This window comes from Candidatus Latescibacter sp. IFSED24, assembly GCF_058273205.1.
Genome location: NZ_CM177850.1, coordinates 4,736,284 through 4,753,467 on the forward strand (window position 1 = coordinate 4,736,284; position 17,184 = coordinate 4,753,467).

Below are 17,184 nucleotides of genomic sequence, written 5' to 3' on the forward strand. Positions count from 1 at the left end.
ATGACCGAACAACTCCCTCGCATCGGCGTCTTCGTGTGCGATTGCGGCAGCAACATCGCGGGCGCGGTCGACACCCAGGCGGTGACCGACCACGCGGCGACGTTGCCCGGCGTGGTCTGCGCCGTCCGCAACAAGTACACCTGCGCCGAACCGGGACAGCAGGAGATCAAGCACGCCATCGTCGAACACCGGCTCGAACGGGTGGTGGTGGCGAGCTGCTCGCCCCGCATGCACGAGCCGACGTTCCGCGGCTGCGTGTGGGACGTGGGGCTGAACCCCTACCTGATGGAGATGGCCAACCTGCGCGAGCATTGCTCATGGGTGCACGGCGACGACCCCCGGGGGGCCACCGCCAAGGCGCAGGATCTGGTGGCGAGCGCGGTGGCGCGCGCGGCCCGGCTGCAGCCCCAGGACGAGATGACGTTCCCGGTGACCAGGGCCGCGGCCGTGATCGGCGGCGGCGTGGCCGGCATCCAGGCGGCCATGGACCTCGCGGACCAGGGCCACCTGGTGTACCTGATCGAGAAAGAGCCGAGCATCGGCGGTCTCATGGCGCAGCTCGACAAGACGTACCCGACCATGGACTGTTCGATATGAATACTTGGACCCAAGATGATGGATGCCGGTCGGCATCCCCGCATCAAGCTCCTGGCCTTTAGCGAGGTCGACGACGTCCAGGGTTACGTCGGCAACTTCAAGGTCACGGTTCGCAAGAAGGCTCGCTACGTCGACCCCGCGGTGTGCAACAGCTGCGGGGAGTGCGAGAAGGTCTGCCCGGTGGCTGGTCCGGACGAGTTCCAGATGGGATTCTCGAGCCGCCGCGCCATCCACCTGCCGTTCCCGCAGGCCGTCCCGTCCGCCTACCTCATCGACATGGAGAGCTGTCTCGGCACCAACCCCATCGCCTGCGGCAAGTGCGCCGAGGTGTGCGAGAAGGAGGCCATCGACTACGACATGAAGGACGAGCTGGTGGTCCTCGACGTGGGCGCCATCGTGGTCGCCACGGGCATGGACGTCTACGATCCCACCGCCCTCGACGAGTACGGCTACACCCGCTACCAGAACGTGATCACCAGCATGGAGTTCGAGCGCCTGATCTGCGCCGGCGGCCCCACCGTGGGCCACCTGGTGCGCCCGGGCGACCGGCGGACGCCGCGGCGGATCGGCTTCATCCAGTGCGTCGGTTCGCGCTCGCTGCGCGACGGCGCGGGTTATTGCAGCAACATCTGCTGCATGAACACGGTCAAGGACACGCTCCTGATCCGCGACCATTACCCCGACTCCGAGTGCACGGTCTTCTACCTCGACATCCGCGCGTTCGGCAAGGGCTTCGAGGACCTCTACGACAAGAGCCGCGAGGCGGGGGTGAAGTACGTGCGCGGCATCCCCGGCGAGATCACCGAGACCGCCGAGGGCCATCTGCGCCTCCTGGTGGAGAACACCACGGCCCAGCAGGTGGAGGAGCACGAGTTCGACCTGGTCGTACTCTCGGTGGGCGTGCGGCCGCGCGCGGACGGCGAATCGCTACGCCGGCTGCTCACGCTGTCGACCACGTCCGAGGGCTGGCTCATGGAATCGCACCCCAAGCTCAAGCCGGTGGACGCACCCACGCGTGGGGTGTACTTCGCCGGCTGCGTGGAGTCGCCCAAGGACGTGAAGGATTCGGTGACTCAGGCGGGCGCGGCGGCGGCGCGGGCGGGGGCGCTCCTGAACGCCGGCAAGGTCACCGTCGAGGCCATCACCTGCGCCATCGACACCGACCTCTGCAACGCCTGCGGTCTCTGCGTCGGCGTGTGCCCGTACGGGGCGCTCAGCGCCGACAAGGCGGCGGGCAAGAAGGCGGCGGTGGTGGCGGCGGCGTGCGCCGGCTGCGGCACCTGCGGCGCGGCCTGTCCCCAGGGCGCCATCACCATGCGGCATTTCACCGACGCCCAGATCCTGGCCCAGGTCGATTCGCTGCTGGTGGAGAGGGGCGAGGAGAAGGTCATCGTCTTCGCCTGCAACTGGTGCAGCTACGCGGGCGGCGATACGGCGGGCATCAGCCGCATGCAGTACGCAGCCTCGTGCCGGCTGATCCGCACCATGTGCAGCGGCCGCGTCGACGAGGACTTCGTGCTGCGCGCGCTGCGCAAGGGCGCGCCGGTGGTGCTGGTGTCGGGCTGCCACTTCGCCGACTGCCACTACATCGACGCCAACCGCCAGACCGTCAAGCGCATGTACCGCCTCTGGAAGTTCCTCGAGAAGCAGGGCATCCGTCCCGAGCGGCTGCAACTCGAATGGATCAGCGCGGCGGAGGGGCCCAAGTTCCAGAAGACCATGAACCAGATGGAGGAGCTGCGCCGGACCGTGACCGCGGAGGAGATCGCGCACACGGTGAAGGTGCTCACCGAGGAGGAGGAGAAACGGCGCGCGCGGCAGGCCAAGGCCGCCCGGCGCCGCGTCCAGGCCCAGACCCCGGCGGAGGTGTGACGTGGCCGATACGTGGCAGTGGAAATGCCTGCGTTGCGGGCACGACTACCAGGAGGAGTACGACCCCAAGGCGCCGCTCCGCGAACGCTCGTGCCCCGAGTGCCGCAGCAACAGCGTGCGGCCGCTGGAGGCCGCGAAGTAGGAAGGGGCAGCATGATGGCCCGCAAGAAGGACGGCCAGCCCGTTGCGCTGGACCCGTCGTTCCGCGAACGCCTCGGCGAGGTGCTCGAGGGCGACGGCGTGAACTACTGCTACCAGTGCGGCGCCTGCGTGGGCGATTGCCCCTCGGCGCGCTTCAGCGAGGACTTCAATCCCCGCACCATCATGATGCAGGTGCTCTATGGCATGGAGGAGGAGCTGATCGGCCCGGACTCGGTGATCTGGCAGTGCTCCAACTGTTTCACCTGCTTCGATCGCTGTCCCCAGGACGTCAAACCCATCGAGGTGATCATCGCGCTCAAGAACCTCATGACACAGCGCGGACTGGCTCCCGACGGCGTGGTGGAAGCAGCCGAGCGGATCCTCGAGACCGGACGCAGCGCGGTGGTGACCTCATTCACCACCCGGCGGCGCGAGGAGCTGGGCCTGCCGCAGCTGGGCGACCTGGACTCGACGATACTGCGCGCGCTGGTGTCCGGCGCCGACGCTGACGAGGAGGCGTCGTCATGAGGTACGCGTTCTTCCCCGGCTGCATGATCCAGGTGCGGTATCCGCAGATGGAGGCCGCCGTGCGCAAGACGGTGCCGGCGCTGGGCATCGAGCTCGTGGACCTCGACGGCCTGGGCTGCTGCCCCGATCCGGTGTTCTTCAAGGCGGCGCGCAAGCTCGACTGGCTGTCCCTCGCCGCGCGCAACCTGGCCATCGCCGAGCAGGCGGGCCTCGATTACGTCACCATCTGCAGCGGCTGCACCGAGACGCTGTGCGAGGCGGCACACCTGCTGAACGAGGACGCCGCGTTGCGGGCCCAGGTCAACGAGAGGCTCGACCGGATCGGCCTGCGCTACGACGGCGGCGTCCGGGCCCGGCACCTGTTGACCGTGCTGCGCGACGAAGTGGGCATGGCCGCGGTCTCGGCTTCGGTCACGCGACCGCTCACCGGCCTGAAGGTGGCCGTGCACTACGGCTGCCACCTGCTCAAGCCGCGGGCGGTCATGCAGGTGGACGACCCCGACCATCCCACCATCTTCGAGGACCTGCTGGCCGCCATCGGTGCCGAACCCGTGACCCACGACGAGCGGATCATCTGCTGCGGCAAGAGTTGCCTCGAGTGCGACCTGCCGGCGGAGATGACGCGGACGGTGCTGGAGTCGGTGCATGCCAGCGGGGCGGAGGTGATGGGGGTGATCTGTCCGAGCTGCTTCGACAGCTTCGACGTGGGGCAGATCAAGGTGGCCAGGCGGTACGGGCTCGAGTTCGTGGTGCCGCCGGTCTACTACTTCCAGCTGCTGGCGCTGGCGCAGGGGCTGGCGGCGGCGGAGGTGGGACTGGACAGGCACAAGTTGAAGGCGGAGAGGTTGCTGATGACGAGCGGCGGCGTTCTCGAGAACGAAGGCGTGTCTGAGCCGCAAGGCTAGAAGGATAGTCTGCCGGCCGCCAACCAGCTCGGCGACCATGGATCAGTGTGATCTCGTCCCTCCCAGGTGACCAATCCGGAGGAGGTGCAAACAGGCACGCAGAATGTCTTGTTATCAACCCGGGGGACTATAAGGAGGATCGATACCGCCGTCAGGATGCCCGGTTTCCCGATATGTAGGAATTAACAAGAGCGAAGGGGAAGGACATGAAATGCGCTATGATGCCCAGATTTCCATCCACCATTCTCGTTCTCACGGTGTTCGCGGTGGCCGCGTCCGTCTGCGTCGGCCAGGACTGTCTCTACTATGAACAGTATGCACACCTGATCGGTGGACTGAACACCGAGGGATTCACCGTGGATGTCGACATCGAGGGTAGCTACGCCTTTGTCATTCATGATGATATGTCTCTCCGTGTCCTGGATATCGCCGATCCATCTGCGCCTGTCCAGATTGCCAGCACCGCCATCGCCGGCAGCTTTCCCTGGAGTATTGGGGTCGTTGGGGACCACGCCTTCGTGGCGGCTCATGATGGCGGGCTGCAGATCTACGATATCTCTGATCCAACGGCGCCGATGGTGATCGGCTCGCTGGCGCCGCTAGACTATACTCTCGACGTCAAGGTCGCAGGCAACTACGCCTATCTTGCCGACCGGCTGGCCGGCCTGCAGGTCGTCGACATCTCCGACCCCGCCGACCCGGTCCGCATGCTCACGGTGCCCACCCCGAACCTGGCCGCCGGGCTCAACATCTTCGGCGACCTCCTGTTGCTGGGTGATTACACCAGTCTCCAGATCGTGGACATCTCCGACCCCTTGTCCGCTCATATCATCGGCTCGCTTGCCATGCCTTTGGGCACGGGATATTTCGATGTCGTCGGAGATCTGGCGTACGTGGCCAGTGGGAGCGGGGGATTCGCGGTGGTCGATATCGCCGACCCCACGGCGCCCGCTCTGGTGAGTGAACTCGCCACCGGGGAGTCGTGGCATATCCATGTCTCCGGAGAACTCGCCTATCTCACGCAGGAAGGAGGTGCCTTCACGGTCGTCGACATCTCCGATCCGGTCAATCCCTTCATCAATGGCACGCTGCCTGTTACTCAGAGCTACGGGATGGTGGTTAACGAATCCATTGCTTACATCACCGGCGCGAGCTTCGTGATCCTGGCCTTGGGGACTGAAGGGCTACCGGCCTTCGTCGGTTCGGTGGATACGGCCGGCAACGCCTCCGGCGTGGCGGCCGCGGAGGGCTATGCCTACGTCGCCGGCTTCACGGCCGGCCTCCAGGTCGTCGACCTCTCGGATCCGGCGCTTCCGGAGGTTGTCGGCACCGCGGACACCCCGAACTTCGCCCTGGGGGTCGCCGTGGCAGGTGATTTCGCCTACGTGGCCGACGGCGCCAGTGGCTTGCAGATCGTGGACGTGACCATGCCCGACAGTCCGGTCATCGTGGGTGCGGCCGATACGCCCGGTGCCGCGGTCGGTGTGGATCTGGTGGGGGCTCTCGCCTGTGTCGCGGACCAGGCCGGCGGTCTCCAGGTCGTCGACGTCACCGATCCCTCGGCACCGGCCATCGTGGGCGCGGTCGAAACTCCGGGTACGGCGAAGGGTGTCGCGGCCGCCGGTGATCACGCCTACGTCGCCGATGGCGATGGTGGCCTCCAGATCGTCGACCTGGCTGATCCCACGGTCCCGACCGTCGTGGGCAGCCTCCTCACCTCGGGTCCCGCCAGCGGCATCGCCATCGCCGGGGATCTTGCCTACGTGGCGGCTGGCGCCGGCGGCCTGGAGGTGATCGACATCACCGACCCGTCATCGCCAGCCCTCGTCGGATCGCTGGTCACCCCGACGAGCGCCGTGGGCGTCGCCTTCGCCGATCACTGGATCTATGTCGCCGATGGCGCCCAGACCGTCCACGTCATCGACGTCCTGGACCCCGCGGCCCCCGTCCTGGTCGGCGCCATCGCGACGACCAATAACGCCAAGGGACTGGCGATCGATGGAGAACTGGTCTGCGTGGCCACCGGCAGCGATGGCCTTCAGGTCAGCTTGGTGCAGTGCGGCGAGACCGTAGCGGTCGAGGACCTCGGTCACCCCGTACCCGAATCAGTGCGGGCGCTGAGTGTGTGGCCCAATCCGTTCAACCCGCGGGTGACGGTCACGTTCTCGGTGCAGCAGCCGCAGGAGGTCACATTGGCCGTCTATGACCTGAAGGGACATCGGGTCGATGTTCTCGCGAGCGGTCCATACGGCGAGGGTGATCACGCCGTCGCCTGGCAGGGGACGGATGCCGCCGGGCGCGAACTGCCCTCTGGGACCTACATCGTTCGCCTGCAGACGGGACGGGCTGTCGAGTCCAGGAAGGTGATGCTCCTGAGGTAGGCCGTCACTCCAGCGTTCAGAAGCCCGGTCGTCGCGCCCGCATAGGCTGGACGACCGGGCAATGCTCTGCCAGGATATGGATTACTTGATGAGAACCATCAGCCGGCTCTGCGCGCGTCCCTGTCCATCCACGCTGTGCGCCAGATAGACCCCGCTGCCGACCCCGCTGCCCTGCTCGTCGCGACCGTCCCAGACGAATCGGTGCCGGCCGGCGGTCGTCGGTGGCCGCAGGAATGATAGCCCGGACGGACCGAGGCGCGCTAACGCCCCGGTCGCAAACCTGGGCCTGCCGGTCGCAATGGTCGGTTCGCCGCCGGCCGACTCACCGCGCCTTGCGCCACGCCCGCTCCACCGGCCCCTCGATCCGCGCGAACACCTGTTCGGGCGAGCCCGTGCCGTCGATGGCGGTGACCTCGGCGGTGCGCTGATAGTAGCCCACCAGCGGCAGGCACTTCTGTTCGTGCTCCTCGAGGCGCTTGACGATGGTGGCGGTCTCCAGGTCGTAGCTCATGCGCCGGTCGGTCTTGCCGCGGGCGTCGAGGCGCTTGATCAGGTCCAGGGTGGAGAGCTGGATGTCCACGATGCAGGAGACCGAGGATTCGATCTTCCGCAGCATGCCGTCGAGGATGTAGCCCTGCACGATGGTGCGGGGGAAGCCCTTGAAGATGAAGCCGTTGGCCTCGGGGTGCTTGGCCATCTTCCGCTCGATGAGCTGGATGACGATCTCGTCGGGCACCAGGCCGCCGCGGTCGAAGATCGGTTTGACGGCCTGGCCGGTCAGCGTGTTCTTCTCGATCTCGGTGCGGATCAGCTCGCGGGTCGACACGTAGACCAGGTTGTACTTCTTGGCCAGCAGCCGGGCCTGGGTGCCGCAGCCGGCGCCGGGATAGCCCAGCAAAACCACGTTGAAGAGCACCTTGCGCAGCTCCACCGCGATGGCCTCTTCCAGCTTCTGATTGATCTTCTCGATGGGGCCGTGGCCCTGGATCGGCACGTAGATGCCCTTCTCCTTGTAGAACTCGGCCACCGGCGCGGTCTTGTTCTCGTATTCCTGGAGCCGGAACTTGATCACGTCCTCGGTGTCGTCGGCGCGGCCCGAGGTCTTGGCGCGTTCGAGCAGGCGCTTGGTGACCTCCTCGTGGGACACCTCGAGGCTGAGCAGACAGGTCAGCGAGGTGTGCATCTTCAGGAGCAGACCCTCGAGGATGTAGGCCTGGACCAGGGTGCGCGGGAAGCCGTCGAAGAGGAAGCCGGCGGCGTCAGGGTGGCTGTCGATGGTCTTCTCGATGATCTGGACGATCATCTCGTCGGAGACGAGCCCGCCCTTGTCGATGATCGCCTGGGCCTCGCGGCCCAGCTCGGTGCCCTCGTCGATCTCCTTGCGGAGGATGTCGCCGGTGGCGATGTAGACCAGGTTGTGCTTCTCCATCAGGAGCTTGGACTGGGTGCCCTTGCCGGCTCCGGGGGCTCCGAACAGCGCGATGTTCAGCATCGACAGACCTCGTGGGGATGGGGTTGCATCCGGGTAGAATACGTTCCGGCGTCGAACCTTGCCAGTCATTACCGTCCGGAGCGGAGCTCAACGCACGCGGTACTTCTGGGCCACGGCCTTCTCGTTGCCGCCGATGAACATCCGTACGCCCAGCCCGTCCTCGCCCGCGGCCACGTCGAAGCGGATCACCGTGATCACCGGCATGGTGATCCGGAAGCCCACGCCGCCGCCGCCGATCATGTTGCTGGAAAAATCCTCCGAACCGTTCCAGGCCGACCCCAGGTCGGCGAAGGCTCCGAGCGAGAAGCCCAGCCGCAGCTTGAGGAACCAGATCTTCCAGCGCCGCTGTTCCATGAGCCGGAACCAGTACTCGGCGGTGCCGAGCCACTGTCGCTGGCCGCTGCGCGAGTTCAGCGACCAGCCGCGGACCGAGTTGGTGCCGCCGATGTAGAAGAGCTGGTGCACCGGCAGGGTCTCGCCGACCGTCCCGTCGGCGATGGTCAGGTAGGAATAGAGCGCCAGCGAGTGCTGGTCGCCCAGGAACGAGAGCGGGACGTAGCGACGGATGTCGACGTCCCAGCGCCAGAAATCGGTGTCGGTGCCGAACATCCCGTACCTGGCCCCCTCGCAGTCCAGGTACCAGCCGCTGGTGGGGTAGACGCCGTTGCGCGTGTCGTACTCGATGAACACGCCCAGCGAGGGCACATTGTCGCGGTTGTCGGTGGCGAGCGTGATCCCGTCCTGATCGCTGCGCAGGGTCATGTAGCGGAAGCGGGGGCCGAGCCGGAAGTCGTCGGTCATGTTGCGCTTGAACTCGACGAAGACCTCGTCGGTGCCTTCCTTGAAGTCGAGGATCTCGTTGCTGCGTTCGCGGTGGAAGTACTCGAAGCGCCAGCCCAGGTCCCAGTACTGGCCGCGTAGCTGGGGATCGGCGTAGCGCAGGCCGATGTTGGTGGCGCCGCCGAAGCGCGCGTAGACCGAGGCCCGGGCGGCGTAGCCGAACAGATTGCTCGAGGAGACCGCGGGCCCGATCTCGATCCCGTTCTCCTGGGTCAGCGCGAAGCTGAGGCTGGGGATGTAGGGGGTCGCCTCGGCGACGGTTACCACGAGCAGGATGCCGTCGTCCAGCGGTTCGGCATCGAAGTGGACGCTGGTGAAGCTGCCGAGGCGCAGCAGTGAGAGCAGGTCCTTCTGGGCCAGAGTCTGCGTGTAGGTGGCGCCGACCTTAGTGGCCAGGGCGCGGTAGATGATGCTGTTGCGGGTGTAGCCGTTGCCCTCGAGGCGGATCGTGCGCACGACCTGGCCGTAGGCGCTCTCGTCGGCGAAGACGCGTTCGATCTCCTCGACCTGGATGAGCGAGGCTCCACTGACACTGCCAAGGACGCCGTGCAGGATGGAAACCAGGACGCAGAGGCGCAGCAGCGATCCGGACATCGGGGCTCCCTCGTGTGGGCACCGGGACCATGTCGATGGGGACAGTCTACGCCAGATCCGAACCGGTTGGCTAGCGGGCATCGGCCGCCGGTACTCGCTGGCCGTGCAGGTGCGCCTGTGATTTTCGTGCCACGGCGGCTGTCTCACTGTCCGGAGTGCCCATCACCGGCGCCGGCCGGCGGCGCCAACCGGAGGGAGTGGCGATGGCCGATCTGTCGATCCCCTGCCCGGCCTGCCTGCAGGGGCCGGGCGCCGAACCCGACCCCGCCTGCCCGACCTGCGGCGGCGACGGGGTGGCCTATCTCTGTCCCGCGTGCAACCTGGATGGGTCTTACGCACACCTGGAACCCGCCTGCGCGGTCTGTGGCGGCGAGGGCAACGTGCCCAACCAGTCCGGCGGCGGCGGTGGCGGCAACCCGCCCATCTGACGGTGCCCGCGGAGCCGAGCGGCAGCAGAACGGCCCGCTCCAGCGAGGGGCGGGCCGTCAGTGTCCGGTCGCCTGCGGCTACTCTTCCGGATAGAGCGCTTCCCACCAGCCTGGCCGGTCCTTCAAGAACTTGGCGAAGAACGCCAGGATCGTGTCGTTCCAGACGATCCGCTGGTCGTGGTCCAGGATGTGATGGTCCTGCCCCTGGATCTGCACGTACTCCACCTCGCGGCCGAGGACCTTGAGCGCGGTGAACAGCTGGTCGCTCTCGCCCACGGGCACGTTGGTGTCGCTGTCGCCGTGGACCAGCAGAAGCGGGGTGGTGATCTTGTCGGCGTGGAAGAGCGCGCTCTGCTCGATGTAGAGGTCGCGGTCCTGCCAGGGGAAGGCGTTGGCCAGCGCCCGCGCGCCGTAGACGTAGCCCCAGAGACCCTCGCCCCAGTAGCTCGCGATCGACGAGATGCCCGCGTGGCTCACGGCGGCGGCGAAGAGGTCGGTCTGCGTGATGACGTACTCCGTGAGGAAGCCGCCGTACGAGGCGCCGATGCAGCCCACGCGCGCGGGGTCGCCCGACGGGTGTGCGGCCAGGAACGCCTTGGTGGATTCGATCACCTCCCAGGCGGTGCGCTTGCCCCAGTCGTTGACGTGGCGGGCGGCGAATTCCTGGCCGTAGCCGGTGGCGCCGCTGGGCTGGGGTACGTACACGATGTAGCCCTGGCCCGACCACACGTTCTTGGGGTAGCGGCCGCCGAAGTCCACCGTCACCGGCGAGGTGCCGCCGTAGTAGTAGACGATCACCGGGTACTGCTGGTCGGGGTCGTAATCGACAGGCCAGTAGATCCGGCCGTCGAGCAGCTCGCCGTCGGGCAGCGGCGCCTGCCAGAACTCGACCGCGCCGAAGGCCACGTCGGCGTAGTCGTCGCGGCCGGGGTCGAGCAGCAGCCGCGGCCGGCCCTTCTTCAGGTCCACGGCGTGGACCTGGTTCGGCGTGGCGGCGCCGCTGCCGCGGCTCACGGCCACGCGGCCCTCGCGGGCGAGGTCGAACTGATCGGTGTACTCGATCCCCGTGTCGAGCCGCTGCCAGTCGAGTTTCCCGGGGTCGCAGTGCCAGACGGTGCGGAACTGGGTGTCGGTGCAGAGCGCATAGATGCGCTCGTCGTCGCGCGACCACCAGAAACCGCCCACGTCGGGGACCAGGTCCCTGGTCAGGGGCTTGGCGACGCCGTGCTGGCGGTCGTAGAGGTAGAGCTGGCCGCCGTAGTCGTTGGCCTGGACGCCGGCGGGGAGGTTCCGGCCCAGGCCGTCGAACGCCGAGGGCGAGCCCTGGAGCAGGAGCGTGCCGGTGTCGGAGCCGTACTCGGCGCCGCCGATCCAGCGGTCGGCGAGGATCTTCTCGGCCTGCAGCGTGGCCAGGTCCAGCTCCCACAGTTCGCTGGAGAAGAAGGGGCGGCCGGCGGCCAGGTCCTGGTCCTCGAGGAAGAAGAGGAGCTTCCGGCTGTCGGGGCTGATGGACCAGCTACCGGGGCTGAGGGGGCCGGCGGTGAGGCGCCGGGTCAGTCCGCCGGGGACCGCGGCGAGCATCAGGTAGCTGCGGTCGCGCCACCAGCCCTGGCGGTCGGCCGGGTTCGCGACCCGCTTGACCTTGCGCTCGTCCGGCTCGGCCTCCACGTTCACCGCGTAGACCACGAACGTGCCGTCGGGCGCCCAGCGGTAGCGGCCCATGTCCGCCACGCCGCGCAGGAGCGGCTCGACGGCGCCGGTCGAGACATCGAAGAGGAAGAGGTCGGTCTTCTTCTCGTGGCGCAAGGTGAAGCTCAGCCGCCGACCGTCGGGGGCCCAGGCCAGGTTGCCGGCGTCGCTGCCGCGCCAGGTGGTCACCAGCGAGCCGTCCTTCACGCGGCGGATCTCGAGCCAGCTCTGGCGCTGCCCGTCCGGGGCGTAGGCGGAGAGAGTGAGCGCCACCAGCTCGCCGTCGGGGGAGATGCGCGCGCTGCCGACCCGGGGCGCGTCGAGGATCAGGTGGATGTCGGCGGCGCGGCGGCTGTCGGTGGTGACCGTCAAGGACTCGGCGGGCACCCCGTCGGCCAGCTCGAGGCGCGGCGTCAGGGTCCAGCCGTCCGCGACTTCGGCGGCCACCACAGCGTGGAGCGCCACCAGCCGGGTGCCGATCTCCAGTGCCAGGGTCCCCTTGCGCTCCTTGGCGCCGCCATCGGCGAAGACCTCGGCGAGTTCCACCGTCCCTCCATCGAGCCAGGCCTGCAGCCGGACCTCTTCGGGGACGTCGACCAGGAGCGACGCCTCCTGCCAGCGGTCGCTGCGCAGGTAGAAGGCGAACCAGACCTCGCTGGTCACGTCCGCCTGGGTGTCGCCGGCGAACGGGGCCGCCATCTCCCGCCAGGTCAATTCGCTGCCGCCGGGCAGCGGGACCGTCCGGCCGGAGCGGGGACGCTGTCCGGCGAGGTCGAGGCTCGGGCTCTTCAAAAGCCCGTCCAGGTCGACTCCTCGGCGGGCGGCATCATGGAATGCGGGCAGCGGCAGCGGCACCGGGCCCAGGCGCAGGGCTTGGTCCACGGCGACGGTCACGGTCTCGGTGGAGGCGGCGTCGTCCTGGGCCGGCGCGGCGGCGGCCAGCAGCAGGACGGCGAGGAGCAGGGCGGGCAGGCGGTGGCTCATGACGGCTCCCGGGCTGAGGTGCGCATGGAGGCGAGGTCGCCCTCCATAATGGCACGCCATACGCCGCGGTTCAAAGCGGGGTTGCCTTTGCCGTCGCCGCAGAGCATTCTATGGCGTCATGTCGAAACGAACCTGGAAACGCGCGCTGATCTTCCTGGAACGGCTGCGGCGAGAGATCGCCTATGACGACTGCATGGGCATGGCGGCCCAGATCGCCTACTACATGATGCTGTCGTTGATCCCGTTCCTGATCTTCGTGCTGTCGGTCATGGGCCAGTTCGAGATCGGCGCGTCGCTCGAGCCGGTGCTGCTGGACACGCTCCGCGAGCAGATGCCCATCGACGCGGCCAACTTCATCACCGACATCGTCCTGCGGGGACTGCCCTCGCGCAGCAGCGAGACCACGTTCGTGTCGTTCTTCGTGGCGCTGTGGGGCTCGAGCATGGCCGTGGGCGCGCTGATCACCACCATCAACCGCGCCTACAATTTGCGCCCGCGCCGCAACATGGTCATCCAGAAGCTCCTGGCGCTCACCCTGGTGCTGGTGCTCTCGGCGATCCTGCTGATGGCCATGCTGATCCTGCTCTTCGGCCCCCAGGTCACGCAGCGGGTCTTCGAGTTCCTGCATCTTGCCGACGAGAGCAACACCTTCTGGACCTCCATCCGCCTGCCCCTGGCGGGCATGCTCGCCTTCATCGCGCTGGCGGTCCTCTATTTCTACGCTCCGGAAGCCCGCCAGCGCTTCGTGCACATCCTGCCCGGGACCGTGGCCGCCTCGGTGCTCTGGCTGGTGGCCGCCTCGGCGTTCCGGCTCTTCGTCCGCAACTTCGGCAACTACAACGCGACCTACGGCTCGCTGGCAGCGGTGGTGATCCTGCTGGTCTACTTCTGGCTGACCGGTTTCATCTTCCTGCTCGGCGCCGAGATCAACGCGCTCATGAAGCGCATGGAGGGCGAGGACGGACACCCGCTCTTCCGACCCCTGCGCTGAGACCGGGAGTGTCGACATGCCCACCTGCAAGGCCGTCTGGACCGACGGGGTCCGCTATCTCCATACATCCGAGACCGGGCATGCCCTGGTCACCGATGCGCCCGAGACCGTGGGCGGCCAGAACTCGGCGCCCACGCCCATGGAACTCGTGCTGCACGCGTTGGCGGGCTGTACGGGGGTGGATCTGGCGCTGATCCTGAACAAGATGCGACAGCCGTTCACGGCCCTGGAGATCACCGTCACCGGCGAGCGCGCCGACAGCCATCCCAAGGTCTATACCGCCATCCATCTGCACGTGGTCGCGCGGGGCGAGATCGCGCCCAGGAAGCTGGAACGCGCCCTGAAGCTGAGCGTGGAGGACTTCTGCTCGGTGGCGGCCATGCTCCGGAGCACGGCCCAGCTCACCTATTCCGGGGAAGTCCTCGACGAGCAGGTCTAACGAAACGGCAAATCATCAGGATCCGACAATAATCCAGCATTCCTTGTATCAGTCCTCCCGTTTTGGTATCATTAAGGAACGATTGTCCTTTTCGGGACCGCGCTGCGACCCGGGAACGATGGCGCCGTCGCTGTCGCCGTCCGGGCGTGGTTTGGCTGTAAGGAGTTTTCATGGGTCGTCGTTCCAGGATCGCCGCCGCTCTTTGCCTGATACTGGCAAGCTGGGCACTGTCGGCCTCGGCGGCCCAGATCGATCCCGAACTCAAGCGGCTGCTCGACGAGAAGAGTCGCTACGAAGTCATCCCCGTGTTGATGGTCTTCCCCGACCAGCCCGACATCGACGACCTCGAGATGATTCTCGAACGCGCCACCCCGAAGAAGCGGCGGAAATCGGCGATCGCCGCGATCAAGCGACAGATCCGCAAGGCGCAGTCCGAGGCCTGGGAGATCCTGGACGATCCCGACCATCCGGGCACGCTGGTCTACGCCGACATGCTCTACTTCGGCAACGCCATCGCCTTCGGCGGCGATACCGAACTCATCCTCGCGGTGGCCGGCCAGGAGGACAAGTCCGCCGATCAGGCGATCCTGTTCCACGACAAGGATTACGAGATGCTCACGGGCCTGGCCGCGCGCGGCGCCGCCGAGGGCATGAAGTCCGCCCGCAGCGACACGGTCTGGAACGTGCAGTACATCCAGGCCGATCGGGTCTGGAACGAGCTGGGCTTCACCGGCGAGGGCATCCTCATCGGTCATCTCGACACCGGGGTCGCCTCCGAGCATCCCGACCTGCGCAACCGCATCTGGGTCAACCCTGGCGAGGTCGCCGGCAACGGCGTGGATGACGACGAGAACGGGTTCATCGACGACGTCTACGGCTGGGACTTCGGCGACGACGACAACGATCCTGCCGATGACGGCGCCAACTCCGGACACGGCACGCACACCGCCGGCACCGCCGTGGGCGACGGTTCGGGCGGCATCCAGACCGGCGTGGCCCCCGGCGCGCGCCTGCTGCCGGCCAAGGTCTTCACCAGCGCCGGCACCAGCACGCTGGGCCGGATCTGGGCGGCGCAGCAGTACTGCGTGGAGAACGGCGCCCGCGTCATCACCATGTCGCTGGGCATCAAGGGCGAGATCCCCTCGGCCTTCCTGCGCAACGACCGCTTCAACGCCGAGGCCATCCGTGCCACGGGCACGATCCTCTTCAACTCGGCGGGCAACTACGCCAACGAGTACGACCCGCCCATCGAACCCGGCATGACCGCGCGGATCCCTTCGCCCTGGAATGCGCTCACCGTTCCCCACAGCAGCACCGGCGGCGTGGTCACCGTGGGCGGCACCGGCTACCAGAACGACGATCCCTACGCCGAGGGCAGCCGCGGTCCGGTGACCTGGGGCCAGATCGATCCCTGGTTCGACTGGCCGTACGTGCCCGGCCCCGGCCTGCTCAAGCCCGATGTCGTGGCGCCGGCCGTTGGCATCCGTTCGACCCTGCCGCCGAGCCTCTACAGCGGCGAGACCTGGTCGGGCACCTCCATGGCCTGCCCGCACCTGGCGGGCGTGGCGGCGCTCATGCTCCAGAAGAACCCCACGCTCTCGCCGGTGGGGATCGACAGCCTCATCCAGCTCTCGGCCCGCGACCTCGGCAACGCCGGCAAGGACGTGGTCTTCGGGGCGGGGCTGGTCGATGCCTACGCCGCGGTGACGTCGGTGCCCACGGACTACCTGCCGAACCTGGACAAGGTGGTCTATCGTCCCGATCCCGCGGGCAACGGCGTGGTCGATCCGGGCGAGCTCATGCCGCTGGCCTTCGACGTGACCAACGTGGGCATCGTGCTGGCCGAGGGCGTCACGGGCCGGCTCGTCGTGGAGAACAACCCCCACGTGAGCGTGCTGGTCGAGAACGCCCAGTTCCCGGACCTGGCGCCGGGCGAGACCCGCGGCAACGACACCGACCCGTTCCGCCTGGCCATTTCGCCGGTGGCGCCCCAGGGCTTCACCTTCGTCATGAACCTCACCCTCAGCACCGAAGAGGGCTTCGAGCGGACCTTCGACCTCAAGGGCTACGTCGGACTGCCCGAGTTCCGCACCCACGATGCGGGCCAGGTCTTCCTGACCGTGACCGCGCGCGGCAGCCTCGGCTACCTCACCGACGCCCAGCTCAACGGTGACGGCATGGGGCTCATCGGCGGCCCCAGCTCGCTCTTCGTCAGTTCGCTCTGGGGCGGTGACAGCGCGACCTACGTCTGCAACAACGACCTCACGGCCAGCGGCGCCGACCCCGCCGAATGGGAGCCGCGCCGCGATCCCGTGGGCAACGTCGCGATCCTCCAGGACGGCGGTCCCGAGCAGATCTTCGCCATGGCGTTCACCGACAGCGGCCATGCCAGTCCCCACGACATCGAGGTCACCCTGGTCAGCCACGCCTACGCCACCACCGACCGCGAGGACGCGGTGGTCCTGGAGTACGTGATCCGCAACCGTGGCAACCAGCCCCACGCGCACTACTACGCCGGGCTCTTCGTCGACTGGGACGTGGTCGACCTGATGAGCAACGTCGGGGCGGTGGACATGGGCACGCGTTCGGTCTGGATCGGCATGCCCGACGGTCCGGTCTTCGGCATGGCGGTGGCGGGCGACACGCCGGCCGCCAACATCACGCTGGTGGACAACCTCGCCTACGTGTATCCGCTCAGCCACGTCACCGACAGCGACAAGTTCCGGCTGCTGAGCGGTCAGATCAACCAGGCCGAGGCCACCGAGCCCACCGACCTGTCGGCGCTCTGCGCCGCGGGCCCCTTCTCGCTCGAGCCGGGCGAGGTGGCGAGGGCGACCTTCATCATGACCTACGGCGAAGACGTCGAGGATTTCCTGGCCAACGTGGTGGCCGCCGGTGGCGGCGGCGGGCCGGTCTCGGTCGTGGAGCATCCCGCGGACGAGCTGCCTGCGCCCACCTTGATGCTCGGCCAGAACCACCCCAACCCGTTCAACCCGAGCACCGCCATCGCCTTCGCGCTGCCCGCGGGTGGGCCGGTGGAGCTGGCGGTCTTCGACGTGGCCGGCCGCCGGGTGCGCACGCTGGTGAGCGAGGCGCTCGCCGCCGGCCAGCACACCGTGCTCTGGGACGGGCGCGACGATGCGGGCAACCAGGCCGCCAGCGGCATCTACCTCTACAAGCTGGTCACCGAGACCCGGACCTTGACGAGGAAGATGATGCTGGTGAAGTGATATGGAGCGGCTAGTCGCGTAGAGGCAACCCGACACCTTGGCCCCGGCCGTCTCTGGCCGGGGCCCTTTCGCA

Annotated in this window: 12 protein-coding genes; 9 read left to right on the forward strand and 3 right to left on the reverse strand. The window is 67.6% G+C overall.

Features of this window, described 5'->3' with window-relative positions:
* The 5 genes from hdrA2 to IFSED24_RS19030 all read left to right on the forward strand — a co-directional run bounded on the left by hdrA2 (nucleotide 1) and on the right by IFSED24_RS19030 (nucleotide 6,424).
* On the forward strand, nucleotides 1-2,469 hold the full coding sequence (hdrA2, locus tag IFSED24_RS19010) for a CoB-CoM heterodisulfide reductase HdrA2 (RefSeq protein ID WP_491333068.1): 2,469 nt from the start codon (nucleotides 1-3) through the stop codon (nucleotides 2,467-2,469).
* Between the two features lies 1 nt (nucleotide 2,470).
* Complete coding sequence (locus tag IFSED24_RS19015) at nucleotides 2,471-2,611, forward strand: hypothetical protein (RefSeq protein ID WP_491333069.1); 141 nt, start codon at nucleotides 2,471-2,473, stop codon at nucleotides 2,609-2,611.
* An 11-nt stretch (nucleotides 2,612-2,622) separates the two neighbouring features.
* On the forward strand, nucleotides 2,623-3,138 hold the full coding sequence (locus tag IFSED24_RS19020) for a 4Fe-4S dicluster domain-containing protein (protein WP_491333070.1): 516 nt from the start codon (nucleotides 2,623-2,625) through the stop codon (nucleotides 3,136-3,138).
* The gene (locus IFSED24_RS19025) at nucleotides 3,135-4,043 is read left to right on the forward strand and encodes a CoB--CoM heterodisulfide reductase iron-sulfur subunit B family protein (protein ID WP_491333071.1); all 909 of its coding nucleotides are present in this window, start codon (nucleotides 3,135-3,137) and stop codon (nucleotides 4,041-4,043) included. Before IFSED24_RS19020 ends, IFSED24_RS19025 begins: the two co-directional genes overlap by 4 nt.
* A gap of 206 nt (nucleotides 4,044-4,249) precedes the next feature.
* Nucleotides 4,250-6,424, forward strand: a complete 2,175-nt coding sequence (locus IFSED24_RS19030) for a FlgD immunoglobulin-like domain containing protein (protein ID WP_491333072.1) — start codon at nucleotides 4,250-4,252, stop codon at nucleotides 6,422-6,424.
* A gap of 322 nt (nucleotides 6,425-6,746) precedes the next feature.
* Here the strand turns inward: IFSED24_RS19030 and IFSED24_RS19035 are convergent, their stop codons facing one another.
* Together IFSED24_RS19035 and IFSED24_RS19040 are read right to left on the reverse strand one after the other, a co-directional pair.
* The gene (locus IFSED24_RS19035) at nucleotides 6,747-7,916 is read right to left on the reverse strand and encodes an adenylate kinase (protein ID WP_491333073.1); all 1,170 of its coding nucleotides are present in this window, start codon (nucleotides 7,914-7,916) and stop codon (nucleotides 6,747-6,749) included.
* An 87-nt stretch (nucleotides 7,917-8,003) separates the two neighbouring features.
* Nucleotides 8,004-9,350 (reverse strand): BamA/TamA family outer membrane protein, encoded by a 1,347-nt coding sequence (locus IFSED24_RS19040; protein ID WP_491333074.1) that lies wholly within the window; start codon nucleotides 9,348-9,350, stop codon nucleotides 8,004-8,006.
* Nucleotides 9,351-9,553: 203 nt separating this feature from the next.
* On the opposite strand from IFSED24_RS19040, the gene IFSED24_RS19045 reads away from it, so the two are divergent.
* Nucleotides 9,554-9,778: a hypothetical protein gene (locus tag IFSED24_RS19045; RefSeq protein ID WP_491333075.1), complete on the forward strand. Its 225-nt coding sequence runs from the start codon at nucleotides 9,554-9,556 to the stop codon at nucleotides 9,776-9,778.
* 78 nt (nucleotides 9,779-9,856) lie between these two features.
* Here the strand turns inward: IFSED24_RS19045 and IFSED24_RS19050 are convergent, their stop codons facing one another.
* Nucleotides 9,857-12,451, reverse strand: a complete 2,595-nt coding sequence (locus tag IFSED24_RS19050) for a prolyl oligopeptidase family serine peptidase (RefSeq protein ID WP_491333076.1) — start codon at nucleotides 12,449-12,451, stop codon at nucleotides 9,857-9,859.
* 118 nt (nucleotides 12,452-12,569) lie between these two features.
* On the opposite strand from IFSED24_RS19050, the gene IFSED24_RS19055 reads away from it, so the two are divergent.
* From IFSED24_RS19055 to IFSED24_RS19065, 3 genes are all read left to right on the forward strand, one after another.
* Complete coding sequence (locus IFSED24_RS19055; protein WP_491333077.1) at nucleotides 12,570-13,442, forward strand: YihY/virulence factor BrkB family protein; 873 nt, start codon at nucleotides 12,570-12,572, stop codon at nucleotides 13,440-13,442.
* A gap of 16 nt (nucleotides 13,443-13,458) precedes the next feature.
* Entirely contained in the window at nucleotides 13,459-13,881 is a 423-nt protein-coding gene (locus IFSED24_RS19060; protein WP_491333078.1) for an OsmC family protein, read from the forward strand.
* A gap of 170 nt (nucleotides 13,882-14,051) precedes the next feature.
* The gene (locus tag IFSED24_RS19065; RefSeq protein WP_491333079.1) at nucleotides 14,052-17,111 is read left to right on the forward strand and encodes a S8 family serine peptidase; all 3,060 of its coding nucleotides are present in this window, start codon (nucleotides 14,052-14,054) and stop codon (nucleotides 17,109-17,111) included.
* Nucleotides 17,112-17,184 lie beyond the last annotated feature (73 nt).